Annotated in this window: 23 protein-coding genes and 2 tRNA genes; 17 read left to right on the top strand and 8 right to left on the bottom strand. The window is 66.6% G+C overall.

Going from position 1 to position 20,395, the window contains the following annotated elements; genetic code table 11:
- The first annotated feature begins 177 nt into the window (after positions 1-177).
- From trpE to ACZK5G_RS20580, 6 genes are all read left to right on the top strand, one after another.
- Positions 178-1,653 (top strand): anthranilate synthase component I, encoded by a 1,476-nt coding sequence (trpE, locus tag ACZK5G_RS20605; RefSeq protein WP_049401669.1) that lies wholly within the window; start codon positions 178-180, stop codon positions 1,651-1,653.
- A gap of 67 nt (positions 1,654-1,720) precedes the next feature.
- Positions 1,721-2,500: an SIMPL domain-containing protein gene (locus tag ACZK5G_RS20600; RefSeq protein WP_478464610.1), complete on the top strand. Its 780-nt coding sequence runs from the start codon at positions 1,721-1,723 to the stop codon at positions 2,498-2,500.
- Between the two features lie 2 nt (positions 2,501-2,502).
- Positions 2,503-3,090 (top strand): anthranilate synthase component II, encoded by a 588-nt coding sequence (locus ACZK5G_RS20595; RefSeq protein WP_049401668.1) that lies wholly within the window; start codon positions 2,503-2,505, stop codon positions 3,088-3,090.
- Between the two features lie 16 nt (positions 3,091-3,106).
- A complete protein-coding gene (gene trpD / locus ACZK5G_RS20590) occupies positions 3,107-4,138 on the top strand; it encodes an anthranilate phosphoribosyltransferase (protein ID WP_049401667.1) in 1,032 nt (343 codons plus the stop codon).
- A gap of 74 nt (positions 4,139-4,212) precedes the next feature.
- Entirely contained in the window at positions 4,213-5,007 is a 795-nt protein-coding gene (trpC, locus tag ACZK5G_RS20585) for an indole-3-glycerol phosphate synthase TrpC (RefSeq protein ID WP_049401666.1), read from the top strand.
- The gene (locus ACZK5G_RS20580) at positions 5,004-5,720 is read left to right on the top strand and encodes a haloacid dehalogenase-like hydrolase (RefSeq protein ID WP_032127168.1); all 717 of its coding nucleotides are present in this window, start codon (positions 5,004-5,006) and stop codon (positions 5,718-5,720) included. Before trpC ends, ACZK5G_RS20580 begins: the two co-directional genes overlap by 4 nt.
- Positions 5,721-5,826: 106 nt before the next feature.
- Here ACZK5G_RS20580 and ACZK5G_RS20575 read toward each other — a convergent pair whose 3' ends face one another.
- Complete coding sequence (locus ACZK5G_RS20575) at positions 5,827-6,588, bottom strand: sulfite exporter TauE/SafE family protein (protein ID WP_014038735.1); 762 nt, start codon at positions 6,586-6,588, stop codon at positions 5,827-5,829.
- A gap of 62 nt (positions 6,589-6,650) precedes the next feature.
- Positions 6,651-7,340: a cAMP-activated global transcriptional regulator CRP gene (crp, locus tag ACZK5G_RS20570; RefSeq protein ID WP_010482649.1), complete on the bottom strand. Its 690-nt coding sequence runs from the start codon at positions 7,338-7,340 to the stop codon at positions 6,651-6,653.
- A gap of 149 nt (positions 7,341-7,489) precedes the next feature.
- On the opposite strand from crp, the gene speD reads away from it, so the two are divergent.
- Both speD and ACZK5G_RS20560 read left to right on the top strand, forming a co-directional pair.
- The gene (speD, locus tag ACZK5G_RS20565; protein ID WP_006473908.1) at positions 7,490-8,284 is read left to right on the top strand and encodes an adenosylmethionine decarboxylase; all 795 of its coding nucleotides are present in this window, start codon (positions 7,490-7,492) and stop codon (positions 8,282-8,284) included.
- A 168-nt stretch (positions 8,285-8,452) separates the two neighbouring features.
- Positions 8,453-8,773: a DMT family transporter gene (locus ACZK5G_RS20560; RefSeq protein WP_005411314.1), complete on the top strand. Its 321-nt coding sequence runs from the start codon at positions 8,453-8,455 to the stop codon at positions 8,771-8,773.
- Positions 8,774-8,860: 87 nt separating this feature from the next.
- Here ACZK5G_RS20560 and coq7 read toward each other — a convergent pair whose 3' ends face one another.
- Positions 8,861-9,505, bottom strand: coding sequence for a 2-polyprenyl-3-methyl-6-methoxy-1,4-benzoquinone monooxygenase (gene coq7 / locus ACZK5G_RS20555; RefSeq protein ID WP_049401665.1), 645 nt, complete (start codon positions 9,503-9,505; stop codon positions 8,861-8,863).
- A gap of 197 nt (positions 9,506-9,702) precedes the next feature.
- On the opposite strand from coq7, the gene rplM reads away from it, so the two are divergent.
- Both rplM and rpsI read left to right on the top strand, forming a co-directional pair.
- On the top strand, positions 9,703-10,131 hold the full coding sequence (rplM, locus tag ACZK5G_RS20550) for a 50S ribosomal protein L13 (protein ID WP_005414692.1): 429 nt from the start codon (positions 9,703-9,705) through the stop codon (positions 10,129-10,131).
- Between the two features lie 2 nt (positions 10,132-10,133).
- On the top strand, positions 10,134-10,526 hold the full coding sequence (gene rpsI / locus ACZK5G_RS20545; RefSeq protein ID WP_005411311.1) for a 30S ribosomal protein S9: 393 nt from the start codon (positions 10,134-10,136) through the stop codon (positions 10,524-10,526).
- 280 nt (positions 10,527-10,806) lie between these two features.
- On the opposite strand, the gene ACZK5G_RS20540 is transcribed toward rpsI, so the two are convergent.
- Positions 10,807-10,881 (bottom strand) — tRNA-Gln (locus tag ACZK5G_RS20540).
- Positions 10,882-10,936: 55 nt separating this feature from the next.
- Positions 10,937-11,013 (bottom strand) — tRNA-Met (locus ACZK5G_RS20535).
- A gap of 120 nt (positions 11,014-11,133) precedes the next feature.
- On the opposite strand from ACZK5G_RS20535, the gene ACZK5G_RS20530 reads away from it, so the two are divergent.
- From ACZK5G_RS20530 to bfr, 3 genes are all read left to right on the top strand, one after another.
- A complete protein-coding gene (locus ACZK5G_RS20530) occupies positions 11,134-11,754 on the top strand; it encodes an RNA pyrophosphohydrolase (protein ID WP_032127170.1) in 621 nt (206 codons plus the stop codon).
- Between the two features lie 108 nt (positions 11,755-11,862).
- Positions 11,863-12,072, top strand: coding sequence for a (2Fe-2S)-binding protein (locus tag ACZK5G_RS20525; RefSeq protein ID WP_005411309.1), 210 nt, complete (start codon positions 11,863-11,865; stop codon positions 12,070-12,072).
- Between the two features lie 143 nt (positions 12,073-12,215).
- A complete protein-coding gene (gene bfr / locus ACZK5G_RS20520; RefSeq protein WP_005419804.1) occupies positions 12,216-12,686 on the top strand; it encodes a bacterioferritin in 471 nt (156 codons plus the stop codon).
- Positions 12,687-12,744: 58 nt separating this feature from the next.
- On the opposite strand, the gene ACZK5G_RS20515 is transcribed toward bfr, so the two are convergent.
- From ACZK5G_RS20515 to ACZK5G_RS20505, 3 genes are read right to left on the bottom strand one after another with little or no spacing between them, the layout of a single operon-like run.
- On the bottom strand, positions 12,745-14,961 hold the full coding sequence (locus tag ACZK5G_RS20515; RefSeq protein WP_478464608.1) for a hybrid sensor histidine kinase/response regulator: 2,217 nt from the start codon (positions 14,959-14,961) through the stop codon (positions 12,745-12,747).
- A 1-nt stretch (position 14,962) separates the two neighbouring features.
- Positions 14,963-16,849 (bottom strand): EAL domain-containing protein, encoded by a 1,887-nt coding sequence (locus ACZK5G_RS20510; protein WP_478464606.1) that lies wholly within the window; start codon positions 16,847-16,849, stop codon positions 14,963-14,965.
- A 44-nt stretch (positions 16,850-16,893) separates the two neighbouring features.
- Positions 16,894-17,511 carry a DUF4126 domain-containing protein gene (locus tag ACZK5G_RS20505; protein ID WP_005411305.1) on the bottom strand — a complete coding sequence of 206 codons (618 nt, stop codon included), beginning with the start codon at positions 17,509-17,511 and terminating at the stop codon, positions 16,894-16,896.
- Positions 17,512-17,690: 179 nt separating this feature from the next.
- Between ACZK5G_RS20505 and ACZK5G_RS20500 the strand changes: the two genes are divergently transcribed.
- From ACZK5G_RS20500 to nudC, 4 genes are all read left to right on the top strand, one after another.
- Entirely contained in the window at positions 17,691-18,434 is a 744-nt protein-coding gene (locus ACZK5G_RS20500; protein ID WP_019336613.1) for a DUF6776 family protein, read from the top strand.
- A 4-nt stretch (positions 18,435-18,438) separates the two neighbouring features.
- Complete coding sequence (locus tag ACZK5G_RS20495; protein ID WP_006398829.1) at positions 18,439-18,903, top strand: bactofilin family protein; 465 nt, start codon at positions 18,439-18,441, stop codon at positions 18,901-18,903.
- A gap of 31 nt (positions 18,904-18,934) precedes the next feature.
- Positions 18,935-19,327, top strand: coding sequence for an iron-sulfur cluster insertion protein ErpA (erpA, locus tag ACZK5G_RS20490; RefSeq protein ID WP_005419789.1), 393 nt, complete (start codon positions 18,935-18,937; stop codon positions 19,325-19,327).
- Between the two features lie 146 nt (positions 19,328-19,473).
- Positions 19,474-20,379 carry an NAD(+) diphosphatase gene (gene nudC / locus ACZK5G_RS20485; RefSeq protein ID WP_049424057.1) on the top strand — a complete coding sequence of 302 codons (906 nt, stop codon included), beginning with the start codon at positions 19,474-19,476 and terminating at the stop codon, positions 20,377-20,379.
- Positions 20,380-20,395: the final 16 nt, after the last annotated feature.

Here is a 20,395-nt window from a genome sequence, read left to right as displayed (position 1 = left end):
GGCCGAATGAACCGCGACGCCGCGACGGGGTTCCCCTCCCGCCCCGGCTGCGATACAGTCAAGGGGTGTCCAGCCTGACGACCCCGCATACCCTTTCTTCCGCACGCCGTTGGTGGCGATGGTGGCCCGTTGCCGTCGTCCGCCCCCATAACGCTGTGTCCCGGAAGGAAAGTCGTCTTGAACTCGCACGCTCAGTTTCTGCAGCAGGCCGCTGAAGGCCACACCCATATTCCCGTCGTCCGTGAAGTGCTGTCCGACCTGGACACGCCGCTTTCGGTCTATCTGAAGCTCGCCGACGGCCCCAATACCTACCTGTTTGAATCCGTCGAAGGCGGCGAGCGCTTTGGTCGTTACTCGATCATCGGCCTGCCGGCGCGCCGCGTGTATGCCTTCCATGGCCACACGCTGACCGTGCGCGAAGACGGCCAGGTGGTGGACACCCGCGAGGTGGCCGACCCGTTCGCCGAAGTCGAGGCGCTGCGCAGCGCCCACTCGGTGCCCAAGCTGGAAGGCCTGCCGGGCTTCACCGGTGGCCTGGTTGGCTGGTTCGGCTTCGAGTGCATCGGCTACATCGAGCCGCGCCTGGCCCCGCCGGCCGGCCGCGATGAGCTGGGCACGCCGGACATCCTGCTGCTGGATTCCAACGAGCTGGCGGTGTTCGACAACCTCAAGGGCCGGCTGTACCTGATCGTGCATGCCGACCCGCGTGTCGAGGGTGCGTTCGAGCAGGCCCAGGCACGCCTGGATGCATTGACCGCCAAGCTGCGCGCACCGGGGGCCGGCTATCCCGCACCGCTCAACAGCGATGTGCTGGACGAGTCCGATTTCGTCTCCGGGTTCACCCGCGAAGGCTTCGTCGATGCGGTCCAGCGCAGCAAGGAATACATCCGTGCCGGCGACATCTTCCAGGTGGTGCTGAGCCAGCGCCTGAGCGTGCCGTTCAAAGCGCGCCCGGTGGATGTGTACCGTGCGCTGCGTGCACTGAACCCGTCGCCCTACATGTATTTCCTTGATGTCGGCGACCTGCAGGTGGTCGGTTCCTCGCCGGAAATCCTGGTGCGTTTGCAGGATGGCGAAGTGACGGTGCGTCCGATCGCTGGCACCCGGCCGCGCGGTGCCACTGTCGAACAGGACCTGGCGCTGGAAGCCGAGCTGCTGGCCGATCCGAAGGAGCGCGCCGAGCACCTGATGCTGATCGACCTCGGCCGCAACGATGCTGGTCGCGTGTCCAAGGCCGGCACCGTGGAAGTGGGCGAGCAGTTCGTGATCGAGCGCTACAGCCACGTCATGCACATCGTCAGCGAAGTGACCGGGCAGCTGCAGCCGGGCCTGAGCTATGCCGACGTGCTGCGTGCCACCTTCCCGGCCGGTACGGTCAGCGGTGCGCCGAAGATCCGCGCGCTGGAAGTGATCCGCGAGCTGGAACCGATCAAGCGTAATGTCTACGCCGGCAGCATCGGCTACATCGGCTGGCACGGCGATGCCGATACCGCGATCGCGATCCGCACCGCGGTGATCAAGGATGGCCGCCTGTACGTGCAGGCCGGCGCCGGCATCGTCTACGACTCGGACCCGGACAAGGAATGGGACGAGACGATGAACAAGGGCCGCGCGCTGTTCCGCGCCGTCGCCCAGGCCGCCAAGGGCCTGTAAGCCTGCCTCGCCACGGCCGCTGCGCCGTGGTCGTTCCGCCGTTCCCGTTCAAGACAAGGAGTACCGCATGAAGCTGCTGAGCGCATTGCTGTGGTCGTCACTGCTGGCCACGATGGCCCCGTCTGCGTGGGCGCAGGCCAACACCATTCCCTCGCAGCCGCACCTGCTGGTGAAGGGCGAGGCGCGCCGCGAGGTGATGCCGGACCGGTTCGGCCTGCAGTTGAACATCGAAGAGACCGACATGGATGCCGATGCCGCGCGCCGCCGCGTGCAGGACAATGTCGCCCGCGTGCTGGCGCTGTTCAAGCAGTACAAGGCGGTGGAAGGCAGCGTACGTGCGGACAACCTGCGGATCGGCCCGGCAACCCGCTATGAGCAGAACCGGCAGGTCTTCGTCGGCACCCGCGTGTCGCGCCAGCTGCGTGCCAGCTTCGCCAGCGTGAAGGCGATGCAGGACGTGCTGGGTGCACTGAAGGCCAACGAGAACCTGCAGGTCAGCAGCGTGGCCCCGACCTACTCGGGCGAAGTGGCGCTGCGGCGCGAACTCAAGGGTGAGGCCGCCGCGTCGACGCGCCAATCCGCGCAGGGCCTTGCCAATGCCTACGGCACGAAGCTGCGCGGGCTGTACAGCATCTCCGATGTGGCGCCGAACTTCGCCTATGGCGTGCAGGCGGGCAATTGGCCCAGAAGCGACGACATGGTGACACCGCCATCGCCGCCGTCACCTGCGGCGCAGATGGACATGATCGAGACCACTGGCTCACGCCTGCGCGAATCCATCGAAGCCGGCCCCATCACCTACACCGAAAACGTATACGCCATTTTCCTGATAAGCGACGGAACCTGACCATGTTGTGGATGATCGACAACTACGACAGCTTCACCTACAACCTCGTGCAGTACCTGCAGACGCTGGGCGCCGAGGTGAAGGTGGTGCGCAACGATGCGATGAGCGTGGATGAGATTGCCGCGCAGAAGCCCGAACGCATCGTCATCTCGCCCGGCCCGTGCACGCCCAACGAAGCGGGCGTGTCGCTGGAACTCATCCAGCGCCTGGGCCCGACCACGCCGATCCTCGGCGTGTGCCTGGGCCACCAGGGCATCGGCCAGGTCTACGGCGGTACGGTCATCCGCGCCGGCAACATCATGCATGGCAAGACCTCGCCCATCCGCCATCAAGGCAAGGGCGTGTTCGCCGGCCTGCCGGACCGTTACCAGGCCACCCGCTACCACTCGCTGGTGGTGGACAAGAACAGCCTGCCCGAGGTGCTGGAAGTGACCGCCTGGACCGAGAACGACGACGGCTCGATCGAAGAGATCATGGGCCTGCGCCACCGCCAGTTCCCGGTGGAGGGCGTTCAGTTCCACCCCGAATCCATCCTCACCGAACACGGCCATGCCCTGCTGCGCAATTTCCTGCAGCGTCCGGCCGCCTGATCCCAGGAGCATTCCCATGAGCTTCTCCCCCCAGGAAGCCCTGCAACGCACCATCGAGCACCGCGAAATCTTCTTCGACGAAATGGTCGACCTGATGCGGCAGATCATGCGCGGCGATGTCTCGCCGATGATGACTGCCGCCATCCTCACTGGCCTGCGCGTGAAGAAGGAAACCATCGACGAGATCGCCGCTGCGGCCACGGTCATGCGTGAATTCGCGCTGGCGGTGCCGGTGGCCGATACCACCCACCTGGTCGACATCGTCGGCACCGGCGGCGATGGCTCGCACACCTTCAACATCTCCACCTGCGCGATGTTCGTCGCGGCCGCGGCCGGTGCGCGCGTGGCCAAGCATGGCAACCGCAGCGTATCGTCCAAGTCCGGCAGCGCCGATGCAGTCGAAGCACTGGGTGCGGCCATCGAGCTGCAGCCGGCGCAGGTGGCCGCGGCCATCGAACAGACCGGCATCGGTTTCATGTTCGCGCCGATCCATCACCCGTCGATGAAGGTCGTCGCGCCGGTCCGCCGCGAGATGGGTGTGCGTACCATCTTCAACATCCTTGGCCCGCTGACCAACCCGGCCAGCGCACCGTCGGTGCTGATGGGCGTGTTTCACCCGGATTTAGTGGGTATCCAGGCACGCGTGCTGCGCGAGCTGGGCACCGAGCGCGCCATGGTGGTCTGGGGCCGCGACAACATGGACGAGATCTCGCTGGGCGCCGGTACCCTGGTGGGCGAGCTGCGCGACGGCAAGGTACGCGAGTACGAGATCCACCCGGAAGACTTCGGCATCGCCATGTCGGCCAGCCGCAACCTGCGCGTGGATGGCCCGGAGCAGTCCATTGCCATGCTGCGCGCCGTGCTGGACAACCAGCCCGGTCCGGCGCTGGACATCGTGGCCCTGAACGCCGGCGCCGCGCTGTACGTGGCCGGCGTGGCCAGCGACATCGGCGACGGCCTGGCCCGTGCCCGTGCCGCCATCGCCAACGGCAGCGCCCGCCAGCGCCTGCAGCAGTATGTAGAGACCACCCGCGCGCTGGTTGCCTGAGCGCGCGGTTCAGCCTGACCCTCTTGATGGCCGATAATGGCCGTCCTCACCGCCCCCGCACCGAATCGAAGACGATGAGCGACATCCTGCAGACGATCCTGGCCCGCAAGGCCGAAGAAGTGGCCCAGCGCCGTGCCCAGCGTCCCCTCGAGGACCTGCAGGCCGCCGTGGCCAGCGCCCCGCCGGTACGTGGCTTCGTGCGCGCGCTGCAGGCGGCAGTGGCCAACGGCGATCCGGCGGTGATCGCCGAGGTGAAGAAGGCCAGCCCGTCCAAGGGTGTGATCCGCCCGGATTTCCGCCCAGCCGACATCGCCGTCAGCTATGAGTTCGGCGGCGCCAGCTGCCTGTCGGTGCTGACCGATGTGGACTTCTTCCAGGGTGCTGATGCCTACCTGCAGCAGGCCCGTGAGGCCTGCACGCTGCCGGTGCTGCGCAAGGACTTCGTGATCGACGCCTACCAGGTGTACGAGGCGCGCGTGCTGGGTGCCGACTGCATCCTGCTGATCGTCGCTGCGCTGGACGACACGCAGTTGGCCACGCTGTCCGAACTGGCGATGTCGCTGGGCATGGACGTACTGGTGGAAGTGCACGACATCGACGAGCTGGAGCGTGCGCTGCAGGTACCGGCACCGATGATCGGCATCAACAACCGCAACCTGCGCACCTTCGAGGTGTCGCTGCAGACCACGCTGGACATGCAGAAGGCGGTGCCGCGCGATCGCCTGCTGGTCACCGAGAGCGGCATCCTCGGTCCGCAGGACGTGGCGCTGATGCGCGATGCCGGCATCCACTCGTTCCTGGTGGGCGAAGCCTTCATGCGCGTGGAAGAGCCGGGCGAGGGCCTGCGTCAGCTATTCTTCGCGGCATGAAAACGCACTATCCGACGCCGCGCGACGATGCGCCGCTGGTGGTCTTCGATTTCGACCACACCCTCTACGATGGCGATTCGGGTACTCACCTGTTCGCTTCGCTGATCAAGCGCAACCCGCTGCGCATGCTGGCGGCGCTGCTGGTCACGCCGATCGCCGGGCCGATGGTGGCGCTGCTGCCGACCCGCCGTACCGGCATTTCGGTCTATGTGTGGATCGGCAGCTTCGGCCTGCACCGTGCGCGCGATTTCAACAAGGTGATCGACGCCTATGTGCTGCGCAACGAGGCGCAGATGCGCGCCAAGCTGCTGCCACAGGCGCTGGAGGTGTTCGCCGCGCACCGGGCCAAGGGTGACCGCGTGGTGGTTGCCACGGGCGCGCCACCAGAGCTGGCACGCGCGATCCTGGCCTTCGTCGCCCACCAGGACGTACCGGTGATCGGCACCGAGGTCGGCCCACGGCTGGGTGGCGTCGGCCCGACCCGCCACTGCCACAACGAAGAGAAGATGCGCATGCTGCGCGAGCGCGGCTACGGCGACATCGATATCGCCTACTCCGACAGCACCGCCGACCTGCCGTTGCTGCTGGCCGCCAAGGCGCCGGTGGTGGTGAACCCGAAGCCGGGCAGGGTGGACTTCTTCCGCCGCGTGCTGCCGGCCGGCACCCGCATCCTCAACTGGGGCTGCGTGGACCGCGGCGGCGACAAGGCCTGACCTCGCCGCACGGTGACGGATCTGCCGGCCAGCGGCCGGCACTACCCTTCTCCGTCCCGGTAGTGCCGGCCGCTGGCCGGCAAATGGTCCTGCGCCCGGTGAGCAGTCAGCGCGCCAGATACCCGGTCAGCGCATGCCCGATCTGGAACAGGCTGATGCCCAGCACCAGCACGCCCACGGCCACCAGCACCCAGCGCTCCTTCAGGCGCTTCACCAGCAGTGCGGCCACCGGCGCGGCCATCATGCCGCCGATCAGCAGGCCGGCCACGATCTGCAGGTGATGCAGCCCCATCGACAGCAGGAACGTTGCTGAAACTGTCAGGGTGACCACAAACTCGGCCGCGTTCACCGTGCCGATGGTGGTGCGTGCCTGGCCGCCGCGGGCCAGCAGGGTGGAGGTGGCCACCGGCCCCCAGCCGCCCCCGCCGCTGGCATCCAGGAAGCCGGCGACGAAGCCCAGCACGGGCACCCGCTTGACCTCGCCCTTGGGCATCAGGCGGCCGGCGGCACGTGCCAGGATGATGATGGCCAGCACCAGCAGGTACAGGTAGATGAGCGGGCGGATCACCTCGCCGGGCAGCTGGGTCAGGCCGTAGGCACCCACGGCGCCGCCTACGGCGCCGGGCAGCGCCAGGCGCAGGAACAGGCGCTTATCGACATTGCCGGCGACCAGATGCGACACGCCGGAGGCGCCAGTAGTGAACACCTCGGCGGTGTGGATGGCTGCACTGGCCTGCGCGGGCGGAATGCCCATGGCCAGCATCACCGACGACGACACCAGGCCGAACGCCATGCCCAGCGCGCCGTCCACCAGCTGGGCGCCCAGGCCGATGAGGATGAACCACCAGAATGCGCTGCTCAGTTCCATGCACCGAGCCTAGCGCGTGAAAGAGTGCGGACCAAGGTCCGCACCCACCGGCTGCTCAACGATCAACGGGTGCCGTACAGCACCACGGTCTTGCCGCGGGCGTGCAACAGGCCATCGGTCTGCAGCTTCTTCAGCACGCGGCCGGCCATTTCGCGCGAGCAGCCGACCAGGCGGGCCAGTTCCTGGCGCGAGACGCGCAGCTGGCTGCCCTGCGGATGGCTCATCGCCTCCGGCTCCTGCGCCAGGTCGTGCAGGGTGCGCACGATCCGGTCGGTAACGTCCAGGAATGCCAGGCGGCTGGCCTTGCGGCTGGTGTCGAGCAGGCGCTTGGAGATCTGCTGGCCCAGCGCGTAGAGCAGGCGCGGGGCATCGGCCGACAGCGGGCCGAGGAACAGCTGGTGCAGGCGCTCGTAGCTGATTTCGGCCAGCTCGCAGGCGGTACGGGTCCTCAGGATCACCTCGCGGCGGTCCGATTCAACGAACAGGCCCATCTCGCCGACGAACTCGCCGGCACCGAAGTAGCCCAGCACCAGCTCGCGATCGTCATCTTCCTCGGCCATGATCGAAACCGAGCCGCTGATGACGTAATACAGGGTTCCCGCCGGGTCACCGGGTCGGAAGACGTCGGTACGGGTGGGGTATCGCCGCCTGTGGCTGTGCGCCAGGAAACGATCGATTGTGGCGATATCCAGGGCCAGTGGACTGCTAGCTAGGCGCACGGTTGACACGATAGGAGCGCTCCCTCTGCGCATGAACGGATTCACGGGGTCGATAGCGGAGCTTAACCAGCGCAATTGTTAAGGGCAAACAGTGTGCCAGATGTGAGCGCTCTTCACGTTCCCCCCGGGGACAGTTTGCCCCATAATTCCCCCTTTCCCTTCTTACACAGGAATCGACCGCCGTGGTCAAGCCGTTGCCTCGCCTGAGGCTGCAGGGTTTCAACAACCTCACCAAGGCGCTGAGCTTCAACATCTATGACGTGTGTTACGCGCGCACCGAAGAGGAGCGTCAGCGTTACATTGAATACATCGATGAAGAGTACAACGCCGACAGGCTGACTCAAATCTTGACCGATGTCGCCGAGATCATCGGCGCCAACATCCTGAACGTGGCCCGCCAGGACTACGATCCGCAGGGTGCCTCGGTGACCATCCTGATCTCCGAAGAACCGGTGATCGACAAGAAGCAGGCCGGCAAGGAGCTGATCTCCGATGCCGTGGTCGCGCACATGGACAAGTCGCACATCACCGTGCACACCTATCCGGAAACGCACCCGCAGGAAGGTATCGCCACCTTCCGCGCCGACATCGACGTGGCCACCTGCGGCGTCATTTCGCCGTTGAAGGCGTTGAACTACCTGATCGAAAGCCTCGAGTCGGACATCGTGATCATGGACTACCGCGTCCGTGGCTTCACCCGCGATGTGAAGGGCAAGAAGCACTACATCGATCACAAGATCAACTCGATCCAGAACTTCCTGGCCAAGAACATCAAGTCGCGTTACGAGATGTTCGACGTCAACGTCTACCAGGAAAACATCTTCCACACGAAGATGCACCTGAAGGACTTCGACCTGGACCAGTACCTGTTCGAGGAAAAGGCCAAGAACCTGTCGTTCAAGGAACGCATGAAGATCGAAGCGCTGCTCAAGCGCGAGATCGAAGAGCTGTTCCACGGCCGGAACCTGTCCGAGTAAGCCCCATGTGCGATGCCCGCAGGCATCGCCGCCCAGGCGGGACGACCCGCCCCGTGGAACCAGTGCCCCGCACGCGTTACAGTTCCACGGTGATGTACCGACCCACGGCCCGGTGTGAAAACACCGGGCCGTTTCGTTTTTCTCAAAAAAGGTAAGGAGCCCCCACCCATGCCCTGGATCTACCTGCTGCTGGCCGGCCTGTTCGAGATCGGTTTCGCCCTCGGAATGAAGTACTCCGAAGGCTTCAGCAAGCCCCTTCCCACCGCTGCCACGGTCGTGTCCGCGCTGATCAGCCTGTACCTGATGAGCCAGGCGATGAAGAGCATCCCGGTCGGTACCGCCTACGCGATCTGGACCGGTATCGGCGCCATGGGCGTGGCGGTGCTGGGCATCTACCTGTTCAACGACAGCGCATCGCCGGCCCGCCTGGCCTGCGTGGGCCTGATCGTGGCCGGTGTGATCGGCCTGAAGCTGGTCTCGCCCAATTAACTGGTAGTGCCGGCCGCTGGCCGGCAACCTCCGGATCTTCTGCGGCGTCTGCGTGGTTGCCGGCCAGCGGCCGGCACTAGTTGGCGGTCACAGCCGGTAGGCGATGGTCTTCATGACCTTGGAAGCCAGCGCCATCGCGCCCGGGATCGGGAACGGCAGGCGGCGTGCGCCGGCCTGCTCGGCGTGGTCCGCATGGCGGGCCTCGTCTTCCTTCATCACGGCGATGACCGCGCGGCTGCGCAGGTCGCCGGCCGGCAGGTCGACCAGGTGCTCGTCCAGATGGGCTTCCACCTGGCGCTCGGTCTCGACCACGAAGCCCAGGTTCCAGCCGTCGCCGCGCAGCCCGGCCAGGGTGCCGATGGTGTAGCTGCCGGCGTACCAGAGCGGGTTGAACAGGCTCGGACGGCTGTCCAGTTCGCCCAGGCGGGTGGCGCACCAGGCCAGGTGGTCGGTTTCTTCCTGGGCCGCTTCCAGCAGGTGTTCACGCGTGGCCGGGTCGCGGGCCACGGCCGCCTGGCCGAAGTAAAGGCCCTGTGCGCAGACCTCGCCGACGTGGTTGATCCGCATCAGGCCGGCCGCGTGGCGGCGTTCGGTGCTGTCCATGCCCGGCTCGTCGGTGTCCGCAGCCGGATAGGGGCGGGCCGCCGGCGGGTTGCCGAACACCGTGTCCAGGGCGCGCTGCGCCTCGGTCAGCAGGTGGTCCAGCGGGGTGATCTGGCGGAGCACGGTCATGGCGGTACACGGTGGGGCGGAAGACCCCGCGATTCTCGCCCGACCCCGTCCCCCTGCCAACCCGGTCAAGGGCCGGCTTGCAACGGGGGGCTGACCTGCGTACAATCCCGCCTCTTACGCTTCACCTTTTCACAACGCGTGGCAGAGTTCCGGCGAGCCTTTCGCCGCAATGAGCCCGACCTAACCTAGAGTTCTTCATGAGCACTTTCACTGCCAAGAACGAGACCGTCCAGCGCGACTGGTACCTCGTCGACGCCGAGGGCAAGACCCTGGGCCGTCTCGCCACCGAGCTGGCCCGCCGTCTGCGTGGCAAGCACAAGCCGGTCTACACCCCTCACGTTGATACCGGCGACTACCTGGTCGTCATCAATGCAGAAAAGATTGCCGTCACCGGCAAGAAGCTGCAGGACAAGATGTATCACCGTTTCACCGGTTACATCGGCAACCTGAAGACCGAATCCCTGGCACAGGCGCTGGAGCGCCACCCGGAGCGCGTGATCGAGATCGCCGTGAAGGGCATGCTGCCGAAGGGCCCGCTGGGTCGCCAGATGTACCGCAAGCTCAAGGTCTACGCCGGCACTGAGCATCCGCACGCCGCACAGCAGCCGCAGGTTCTGGATATCTAATCATGGCTATCACTCAAAACTACGGCACTGGCCGCCGCAAGTCCTCCACCGCTCGCGTGTTCCTGCGCAAGGGTTCGGGCAACATCACCGTCAATGGCCGTCCGCTGGACGAGTTCTTCGGTCGTGAGACCGCGCGCATGATCGTGCGCCAGCCGCTCGAGCTGACCAAGAACACCGAAAGCTTCGACATCCTGGTCACCGCCGCTGGCGGCGGCACCACCGGCCAGGCCGGTGCGATCCGTCTGGGCATCGCCCGTGCTCTGGTCGAGTACGACGAAACCCTGAAGTCCGAGCTGCGCAAGGCTGGCTTCATGACCCGTGACGCCCGTGAAGTCGAGCGTAAGAAGGTCGGTCTGCACAAGGCCCGCCGCGCCACCCAGTTCTCCAAGCGCTGATCTACCGCGCCTGGTTGGGCTCCTCCGGGAGCCCGCTGGTTGGACAAGCAAAAGCCCGGCTTCGGCCGGGCTTTTGTCGTTCTGGGGTCGTGGATTTCCTGGTTGCCGGCCAGCGGCCGGCACTACCCGTGGTCCGCATGCCTGACCCCGGTCTCTGTCTGGAGAAGAGCCCCCTTGTTGTTCAAGGGGGTGCGCCGACAGGCGCGGGGATAAGGTGGAATGCGCGACCAAATTAAAAGCAAAAGGCCAGATCTTTCGATCTGGCCTTTTGCTTTTAATTTGGCTGCCCCGGATGGATTCGAACCACCGAATGCCTGAGTCAGAGTCAGGTGCCTTACCGCTTGGCGACGGGGCAAAACGTGCAACTATTTTCTCACTTTTCACGCTGAAAAACAACTTGATTTTCAGTGTGGTGGCTATGGGTGGACTCGAACCACCGACCCCAGCATTATGAGTGCTGTGCTCTAACCGGCTGAGCTACATAGCCTTGGTGAGCCCGCTATTCTGCGGATGTGTATCGCCCCTGTCAACACTTTTGTATCGTGCTTGTGGGCCGACAGGCGGCATGGGATAGTCCCGACCAGTAGATTTTTTAGGAGTCCGCATCGTGATCGATCCGGACGGCTATCGACCGAACGTCGGCATTGTGCTGATGCGGCAGGACGGCCAGGTGTTCTGGGCACGACGTGTGCGCCGGGACGGCTGGCAGTTCCCGCAGGGTGGCATGAATACCGACGAGACGCCTGTCGAGGCCATGTATCGTGAACTGCAGGAAGAGACCGGCCTGCTGCCTGAGCACGTGGAAGTGCTCGGGGCAACGCCCGGCTGGCTGCGTTACAAGCTGCCGGCGCGGGCCATCCGCCGCAACGAGCGGCAGGTCTGCATCGGCCAGAAGCAGGTCTGGTTCCTGCTGCGCCTGACCGGCGACGAATCCCACGTGAAGCTGGACCACACCGACTCCCCCGAGTTTGACCACTGGCGCTGGGTGGACTTCTGGTACCCGGTGGAGCACGTGGTGATGTTCAAGCGTGGCGTCTATGCGCGCGCCTTGCGACATCTGGCGCCGTTGGCGCGCGGGGTGGCCGGGCAGGGCGTGACCGCCATGCCCAAGAGCGCTGCGGAGGCCTGGATGCCGGGCCATACCGCCGGGCATGACCGCCCACGCAAGCGCCCACGGACCCGCGGCTACTGGCCGAAGAAGGCCACCGGCGATGGTCCGGCCACGTGACCGGCTGAACCGTATCGAGAATGGTTCAGGTCTCTGATTGACAACCATTCTCGTTTCCATTGGAATAGCCAACAGGCCACTCTTGGCCTGCCAGCCCGGTTCACGCCTGTGTACGTCTGCATCTGCAACGGAGTCACCGACCACCAGATCCGCGAAGCCGCCAGCCATGGCGTCAGCACGGTGGCCGAACTGACCATGCGTACCGGTTGTGGTGCCACCTGCGGTTCCTGCCTGGACATGGCCGGCGATCTGCTGGCCAAGGCGCGTGCCACCCACGATCTGCCGCTGCCGGTCCTCGGTCTGGCCCAGGTCGCCTGATCGTCTCTTTCGCGGCGCGTTGACGCCGCGCTTTCGCATCCTTCACGTGCGGCCGCACAGGCCAATGCGCACGATTCGCGTTCCTTCACGGCCGCGCGCAAGGCGTTAAAGTGCCTGCGTTTTCAGCGTGCAGGAGCACCCCCATGAAGGGCGACACCAAGGTCATCGAATTCCTCAACAAGGTCCTCTACAACGAGCTGACCGCGATCAACCAGTACTTCCTGCACGCCAAGATGCTGAAGAACTGGGGCATCAAGGAGCTGGCCGAACACGAGTACAAGGAATCGATCGACGAGATGAAGCATGCCGACATGCTTGCCGACCGCATCCTGTTCCTCGAAGGCCTGCCGAATTTCCAGGCGCTGGGCAAGCTGCGCATCGGCGAGAACCCGACCGAGATCCTGCAGTGCGACCTGTCGCTGGAGCGCGACGGCGTAGTGACCCTGCGCGAGGCCGTGGCCTACTCCGATTCGGTGGGCGACTACGTCAGCCGCCAGCTGTTCGTGAAGATCCTCGACTCGGAAGAAGAGCACATCGACTGGCTGGAAACCCAGCTCGACCTGATCGAGCGTATCGGCGAGCCGAAGTACCTGCTCAGCAAGCTGGAAGAGTGACGTAGCGTCGAGCTTGCTCGACTGTGATCAGCATGGCGATGGTCGAGCAAGCTCGACGCTACCGATGCTGTGCCAGGTAGCCCGTCAGCGCCACGCGCGCCCGGGCGAATTCGGCAACCAGCAGCGCCACCGCCACTGCGGGGCGCTGCAGGCTGCCACTACGGGCTTCGTGCTCGATCCGCTGCGCGATTGCCGACAGCGACAACGCCCCCACGTTCGCACTCGATGATTTAAGGCTGTGGGCGATTGCCTGCAGTCGCGGCTCGTCGCTGCTCTGCGCGGCCTGCTGCAGCTGCTGCACCATCGCCGGCGCATCCTCCAGGAACACCGAGACGATCTGGAGGGCGGTATCGCCGATCACCGCGTGCAGTTCGTCCAGCACATCACGGTCCAGCACCGGCTGTGGCTTGGAGCCGACTCGGCTGTCATCGTCTTGTAGAGCCGAGCCATGCTCGGCTGATGGAGCGCGACTGCTATTGGCCGTCAGCCGAGCATGGCTCGGCTCTACAGAAGGCCGTGCAGGTGATGCAGCTCTACCGCCCCCCCAGCGCTTCAACAGCGCATGCAAGGTGGCGCGCGCGATCGGCTTGGACAGGTAATCGTCCATGCCGGCCTGCAGGCAGCGTTCGCGGTCACCGGCCATGGCGTTGGCCGTCATCGCGATGATCGGCAACCGCGAGCGCCCGGTTTCCGTTTCTTCCGCACGCCAGCGGCGCGTGGCGGCGTAGCCGTCCAGCACCGGCATCTGGCAATCCATCAGCACCACGTCCACGCCGCCCTCGCGAAGGGCGGCCAGTGCCTGCTCGCCGTCGGCGGCGTTGCGCACCTCGCACTGGAACACGCGCAGCAGATGCTCGGCCACCATCCGGTTGACCGTGTTGTCTTCCACCAGCAGCACGCGCAGGTGCAGTGGCGGCAGCGTCGGTGCGGGCAAGCCGTCTTCGGCATTGGCCAGCAGGGCGGCAGGGCGGGCAGGCGTGGCAGGCGCCGCCAGCAGTGCATGCAGGGCTGCATCATCGAAATGCGGGAGCAGCTGGCGTTGGCGCGGGCGTTGTGCAGGCGTGTCTTCCTGCAGCCACAGTACCTGCAGTGCATCATCGTCGCCGCGCTCGGCCAGCGCCTGCTGCAGCGTGACCTCGCCGTTGCGGCGGGTGCGGGAATCGACAATCAGCCATGCCGGTGCTGGTTGTCCGGGCCGCGCGGGAGCGCGCAGGCGCTCGACCACGGCATCCAGCTGTGCCAGCACCTGCACCTGCAGCCCATGGTGGGCGGCGATGCGCTCGATGCGTGCCTGCAGCGTTGCATCGGCGCTGAACAACAGTAGCGCTGCGGGGGCGCGCGCCATCGCAGGCAGGTCGCCGGGTACTTTCAGCAGCGGGATCTCGAACCAGAACGTTGCGCCCTGGCCGGGCGTGGACTGCACGCCGATCTGCCCGTGCATCAGGTCGATGATGCGCTTGCAGATGGCCAGGCCCAGGCCGGTGCCACCGTAGATGCGCGTGGTCGAGGCATCGGCCTGGCTGAAGGACTGGAACAGGCGTGCCTGCAGTGCCTCATCGATGCCGATGCCGGTGTCGATGATCTCGAAGCGCAGCTGGTGCTGGGCCGCACCTTCGCCCAGGCGCTGCACGCGCAGCTGCACCTGGCCGCGGGCGGTGAACTTGATGGCGTTGGCCAGCAGGTTGCTCAGCACCTGGCGCAGGCGTACCGGGTCGCCGCGCACCGGCAGGCGCACCGATGGGTCAAGCTGCAGGGCCAGGGACAGGCCCTTGGCATCGGCGGCGCGCTGCATCAGCTGCACCACGCCATCGAGCAGGTCGCGCAGGTTGAAGCTGGTGATCTCCAGTTCCAGCGCCTGCGCTTCCAGCCGGGAGTAGTCGAGGATGTCGTCGACGATGCGCAGCAGCTGCTGTGAACTGGCCGAAGCGGTGGCCAGCATCTGCCGCTGGTCTTCACCCAGCGGCCCGCGCGCGATCAGCTCCAGCATCGGCAGGATGCCGTTGAGCGGCGTGCGGATCTCGTGGCTCATCGTGGCCAGGAACTCGCCCTTGGCCAGCACGGCCGCTTCGGCGGCCTGCTTGGCCTGCAGCAGCTGCTGTTCCAGCTGGCCCTGGCGTTCGGTGGTATGGCGCAGCTGGTCGCGCTCGGCGGCCAGCGCGCTGTGCTCGCGCTGCAGCTGGGCCAGTGCCCGGTTGCGCGCGCGCAGGCGCAGGCCCAACAGCAGCAGTGCGACGGCCGCAGCAAGGGCAACCAGCAGCACGCCCCACAGCGGCACGTCAGAGCACCGCGTTGTGGAAGTCGAAGTTCAGGTCACTGCCGGCCGACTGCACCATGTTGCCCTGGATGTAATCGACGCCGCCGACCCACATCGCTGCCGCGGCCTGCGGGTCCTCGATCTGCTGGCCGATGATCTGCAGCCCGGCGGCATGCGCCTGTTCGATCGCCTTGCGCAGTTCCTCGCGCGTGGCCGGGTTGGAATGGCTGCTGGAGAAGCGCGCGGCCATGCGCACGAACGACAGCGGCAGCTGGGTCAGCAGTGCATCGGCTTCGCCACTGGGTTCGAACTGGCTCAGGCAGAAGCGCACGCCGGCGCCGGCCATGCGCTGGCAGAACTGCTGCAGCGGCACGGTGTGGATCAGCGCGTCGGGCAGGCGCACGTCGATCACCAATGCACTGCCGGGCAGGTCACGCTGCTGCAGCGATTCCAGCAGCCAGTCGCCAAAGGCATCGCGCTGCAGGGTGCGCAGCGACTGCGAAACGAACAGGTGCAGCGGTTGCGTTGCGTGCCGGTACAGGTCCAGCAGGCCCAGCGCATGGTCCATCACCTGCTGGTCGAGGTCGGCGATGCGGCCTGCCGCTTCGGCGGCGGGAATCACCTGGCCGGCCGCCAGCACCGTGCCGTCGGCCTGGCGCAGGCGCAACAGCAGCTGGTACTGCGCGGTGTTGCCACCGGCGACGGCGACGATCGGCTGATAGGCCAGCTCCAGCTGGCCCTCCAGCAGTGCCAGGTGTTCCTGTTCGGTGACGGCCTGGCGGTGCACATGGCCTGCCACGCCGGCGCTGAGCAGGCGTGCCTGCAGGGTGGTGCGCTCGACCGCTTCCAGTGCAGCGTTGGCATCGTCGAAGCCCGGCGACAGCGGCGCGTAACCCACCACGCCGCGCAGATGCACCGATTCATCATCGCGGATCACGAAGGCGCGCGCCGAGAGCTGCTCACGCAGGGTCGCGGCGATGCTTTCCAGGCTGTCTTCATCGGTATTGCGGGCCAGTAGCAGGAAGCTGTTGTCGTTCAGGCGTGCCAGCAGGTGCGGATGGCCGGCCTCGGCCAGGCGCTGCCCGGCCTGCACCATCAGGCGCTCGAAGGCGGCGTAGCCATAGCGTTCGCGCAGGCCCAGCGCGCTGGCCACTTCAATGAAGAACACGCCGCCCCGGTCGCGATGGGTGAGGGTGGCGTTGAGTTGCTGCAGCACGTGGTGACGTGTCGGCAGGCCGGTTTCCGGATTGCTGGTGGCCGGTGCGCCGGTAGCACCAGGCAGGGTCGCTGCCTGCGCACGTGCGCGGCGGATGCGGTTGGCCACGGCGGCGATCAGGTGGCGGGGGCGGATCGGCTTGCTCAGATAATCGTCGGCGCCGCTGTCGAGCACCTCGAACTGGCGTTCCGGGTCCGGATCGCCGCTCAGGAACACGATCGGCAGCAACTGCAGGCCAGGCTGCTGGCGGATCAGCGCGGTCAGGCGCATGCCGTCCAGGCCGGGCAGGTGCAGGTCCATCAGGATCAGGTCGGGCCGATGCTCCTTGATCGCCTGCAGCGCGCCGTCGGCATCGCTGTGCACGATCGCCTGCATGCCGGCGCCATGCAGCACGCTCTGTGCGAACAGGGCCTGCGCGCGGTCGTCCTCGACGATCAGCACGCGGTAGGGCGAATCGGAGGGCGGCGGCGCCTGGTCGTTGTTGCCAGCCTCGGCCAGCACGGCCGGGGCCGGCAACGGCGGCGGTGCGCTGCCGATCGATGCGGGTGCGTCGGAGGCGGCCAGCGGCGGAACCGCGGCCGGCGCTGCGGCGACCGCGCTCGCCGGTTCAGCGGTCCAGCGTTGCCAATGATCGGCCGGAGGGGTTTCAGCGCGTCCCGGGCGGGCGCCCGCGGGGGATTCGTTTGCGGCCATCGGTGCTCCTGGTGTTCGCGTCCATTATGCGACAAGCCCGGCGATCAACCGGTACCGGGCTGGCGTGGACTGTCGGGCGACGCACTGCGTGCCAGCCAGCGCACGCCCTTCCACAAGGTGCGCCAGACCAGCCACACCAGCAGCGCGCCGGCCAGGCTGCAGGCCAGCACCACGATCAGCGCGATCCACGGGTGTGCCAGGGCCAGGGCCAGGCCACCGACCACCACGGTGTCCTCGGCGGCGGAGGCCACCCAGTTGCTGGCAGGCTCGGGCGAGGTATTGAGCAGGGCGCGGGTGCCGGCCTTCAGGCCATGGCTGGCCAGCGCGACACCGGCACCGGCAGCAAGTGCGCCGGTGCCCAGCTGCCCATCCGGCGACAGCGTGGCTGCGGCAAGGAAGGCACCTGCGGGTACGCGTGCCAGGGTCTGCACCAGATCCCACGCCGAGTCGACGCCGGGAATCTTGTCGGCGAAGAATTCGGTCACCGCCAGCGCTGCCGAGGTGCCCAGCACCCACCACGATTCGGTGGCCTGCAGGGCCGGCGGCAGGTCGACCCAGCCGAGCAGGCCGGCCAGGCCGACACCGAACACGGTGAGGTAGACGCGGATGCCGGCCAGCCAGGCCAGCAGGATGCCGATCACGAACAGGTGGGCTTCGGTCATGGCGATGCTCCGGCGACGGAACTGTGCAGGGGACCACACTATCGACGATGGCATGCCTGAACGCCACAGACGGTGGCTCGCCACTGCGCAGGAAACCCACCCGTCCTGTCATACACTAGCCCGTCGTTTGCCACAGGGGCCGTACCGGTGTCGCCCTCGCGATGCCCCGGAATCCACCCATGACCAACCGTCCTCCCATGCGCGTGCAGGTTCGCCTGCCCGGCGCGCCGCAACCGCCGGCCGACCGTCGCCGCCTGCTGGTGATCGGCGGCATCTGGCTGCTCAGCCTGGTGCTGGCCGTGCTGGGTGGCTGCTGGATGGCCACGCCGCGCGATGCACAGGGCCAGCGCCTGCAGGCCGCCGAGAAGCGCGCCGAGACGTTGCAGGCGCAGCTGACCGAACTGCGCCAGAAGCAGGCCACGCTGGAAGCCTCCGACCGCATCAGCCGCGCCGCCAACACCGAGGTGCAGTCCTCGCTGGCCGAACGCGATGAGGAAATCGCCGGCCTGCGTGCCGACGTTGCCTTCTATGAGCGCCTGGTGGGTTCGACCAGCCAGCGCAAGGGCCTGAACACCCATTCGATCGAGTTCAGCCCGGAAGCGGCCGGCACCTGGCAGTACACCGCCGTGCTGACACAGAACCTCAACCGCGGCGCCATCAGCCAGGGGCAGATGCGTTTCACCGTGGAAGGCGTCAAGAACGGCAAGCTGGCCACGATCAGCTGGGATGATCTGCACCAGCGCAGCAAGGTACCGGGACAGGATTACTCGTTCCGGTACTTCCAGCAGCTCACCGGCAGCGTGATGCTGCCGGCTGACTTCACCCCGCAACGCGTGCGGGTGACATTGGGGAGTGGTACGGGGGGTACCACCCAGGTATTCGACTGGAAACAGGCCGGTGCGCCGGCCGCCAAAGGGGAGTAGGCAGATGTTCGGAAGCAGCAAATCCAACCGTGAAGGCCAGCTGGTGGTGGATGCCCTGATCGGCAACCAGGTGGTGATCCGCGGTGATGTGGAATTCAGTGGTGGCCTGTATGTGGAAGGCCGCATCCATGGCAAGGTGATCGCCGCCGAAGGCGCCAGCGGCGCGACCCTGACGGTCGCCGAGCATGGCGTGATCGAAGGTGAGATCCGTGCCCAGGTGGTGGTCATCAGTGGACGCCTGGACGGCGACGTGCATGCCACCGAGAAGGTCGAACTGACCCCGAGCGCGCGGGTCAATGGCAACGTCCATTACCAGGTGGTGGAGATGAATGCGGGTGCCCAGCTGAACGGCCGCCTGATCCATGCCAGCGCCCCGATGGCGGCCCTGCCGGCCCCGGAAGGTGATGAGGCCAATGGCGGCAAGGGTGACACCGCCGCACGCCGCAAGCTGGCCGAGGCGATGGCTTGAAAGCCATCGTCGGCACCCCCATGCTGACACCATGAGCACGCTAGTCTCCCTGCCCGGCGCCACCCCGGTTGCCGCGCCCGATTACCAGTCGCTGGAGCGCCCGCTGAACTTCACCGAGTCGGCGGCCGCCAAGGTCAAATCCCTGATCCAGGAAGAGGGCAACCCCGACCTGGCCCTGCGCGTGTACATCGAAGGCGGTGGCTGTTCGGGCTTCCAGTACGGGTTCGAGTTCGACGAGAACCGTGCCGAGGATGACCTGGCAGTACAGACCAGCGGGGTCACCCTGCTGGTCGACCCGCTGAGCCTGCAGTACCTGATGGGCGCCGAGGTGGACTACACCGAGAGCCTGACCGGTGCACAGTTCGTGATCCGCAACCCGAACGCAAAGACCACCTGCGGCTGCGGCAGCAGCTTCAGCATGTAAGAGGCCTGTGGCCGGAATGTGCCAACCAGGGTTGGCACCTCCGTAGATCCACGCCATGCGTGGATGCTGTGCCTGCACGCCCACACCGGCAGATTGCGCACAGCGCCGAACTTGCCACCTGCATCGATTGGCGGCACGCTTGCCGGATGCCCAATACTCCTTCGCCGCTTTCCGGTTTCGCCTTCGTTGGCGAACCGCTGGAGCGCGCCGATGCCCTGCGCGACGATGCCGATGCACTGGCGCGCCTGTGGCCGGGCGCGCGCATTCTCGTGCTCGATCAGGACGGCAGCGCCTTCACCGGCGATGACGACCAGCCGCTGGCGCTGACCGGCGCCGACATCGGCGGCGGCCCCGGTGCCGCGATCTTCCTCGGCCTGCGTGGCGAGCAGGCCTGGTTCTCGGTCGAAGCCGCCAACGTTACCGTCACGGCCCCGCGCCGCCTCGACCTGCGCCAGGCCGCACTGCTGTGGCCGATGGCCGATGCGACCGCCTTCAGTTATGCCCGCGGCATGTCCTACTGGCACTCGCGCACCCGCTTCTGCGGCGTGTGCGGCGGTGCCGTGGCGTTTGCCCGTGGCGGCTTCGTCGGCCGTTGCGCGCAGTGTTCCACCGAGCATTACCCGCGTGTCGATCCCGCCGTGATCGTCGCCGTGGAAAACCAGGGCCGGCTGCTGCTGGGCCGGCAGTCGAACTGGGCACCGCGGCGTTACTCGGTGCTGGCCGGCTTCGTCGAACCCGGCGAGACCTTCGAGCAGACCGTGGTGCGTGAAGTGCACGAGGAGAGCAAGGTACGGGTGACCGCCTGCCAGTACCTCGGTTCGCAGCCGTGGCCGTTCCCGGGCGCGCTGATGATCGGTTTCCGTGCACAGGCGCAGGATGACCTGCCGACCGTGGATGGCGAGCTGGAAGATGCGCGCTGGTTCAGTGCCGACGAGGTCGGTGCTGCACTGGCACGCGATGTGGAGGACGATGGCCAGGGCATCCGCCTGTCGCCGCCGATCTCGATTTCGCGCGGCCTGATCGAACACTGGTACCGGCAGCAGAAGGGCTGAGCGGGGCTGACGGTGG

Source organism: Stenotrophomonas sp. 62841_Sma (genome assembly GCF_056482945.1).
This window is presented reverse-complemented; position numbering and strand designations above follow the sequence as displayed.

Coding starts and splice junctions, on each gene's coding strand:
- ACZK5G_RS20505 (WP_005411305.1), bottom strand. CDS start 17,511: ATGACCGAAGCCCACCTGTTCGTGATCGGCATCCTGCTGGCCTGGCTG.
- trpD (WP_049401667.1), top strand. CDS start 3,107: ATGAGCTTCTCCCCCCAGGAAGCCCTGCAACGCACCATCGAGCACCGC.
- ACZK5G_RS20500 (WP_019336613.1), top strand. CDS start 17,691: ATGACCAACCGTCCTCCCATGCGCGTGCAGGTTCGCCTGCCCGGCGCG.
- ACZK5G_RS20600 (WP_478464610.1), top strand. CDS start 1,721: ATGAAGCTGCTGAGCGCATTGCTGTGGTCGTCACTGCTGGCCACGATG.
- ACZK5G_RS20580 (WP_032127168.1), top strand. CDS start 5,004: ATGAAAACGCACTATCCGACGCCGCGCGACGATGCGCCGCTGGTGGTC.
- coq7 (WP_049401665.1), bottom strand. CDS start 9,505: ATGACCGTGCTCCGCCAGATCACCCCGCTGGACCACCTGCTGACCGAG.
- ACZK5G_RS20510 (WP_478464606.1), bottom strand. CDS start 16,849: ATGGCCGCAAACGAATCCCCCGCGGGCGCCCGCCCGGGACGCGCTGAA.
- ACZK5G_RS20495 (WP_006398829.1), top strand. CDS start 18,439: ATGTTCGGAAGCAGCAAATCCAACCGTGAAGGCCAGCTGGTGGTGGAT.
- rpsI (WP_005411311.1), top strand. CDS start 10,134: ATGGCTATCACTCAAAACTACGGCACTGGCCGCCGCAAGTCCTCCACC.
- erpA (WP_005419789.1), top strand. CDS start 18,935: ATGAGCACGCTAGTCTCCCTGCCCGGCGCCACCCCGGTTGCCGCGCCC.
- trpC (WP_049401666.1), top strand. CDS start 4,213: ATGAGCGACATCCTGCAGACGATCCTGGCCCGCAAGGCCGAAGAAGTG.
- bfr (WP_005419804.1), top strand. CDS start 12,216: ATGAAGGGCGACACCAAGGTCATCGAATTCCTCAACAAGGTCCTCTAC.
- rplM (WP_005414692.1), top strand. CDS start 9,703: ATGAGCACTTTCACTGCCAAGAACGAGACCGTCCAGCGCGACTGGTAC.
- nudC (WP_049424057.1), top strand. CDS start 19,474: ATGCCCAATACTCCTTCGCCGCTTTCCGGTTTCGCCTTCGTTGGCGAA.
- ACZK5G_RS20575 (WP_014038735.1), bottom strand. CDS start 6,588: ATGGAACTGAGCAGCGCATTCTGGTGGTTCATCCTCATCGGCCTGGGC.
- ACZK5G_RS20560 (WP_005411314.1), top strand. CDS start 8,453: ATGCCCTGGATCTACCTGCTGCTGGCCGGCCTGTTCGAGATCGGTTTC.
- crp (WP_010482649.1), bottom strand. CDS start 7,340: ATGCGCAGAGGGAGCGCTCCTATCGTGTCAACCGTGCGCCTAGCTAGC.
- ACZK5G_RS20595 (WP_049401668.1), top strand. CDS start 2,503: ATGTTGTGGATGATCGACAACTACGACAGCTTCACCTACAACCTCGTG.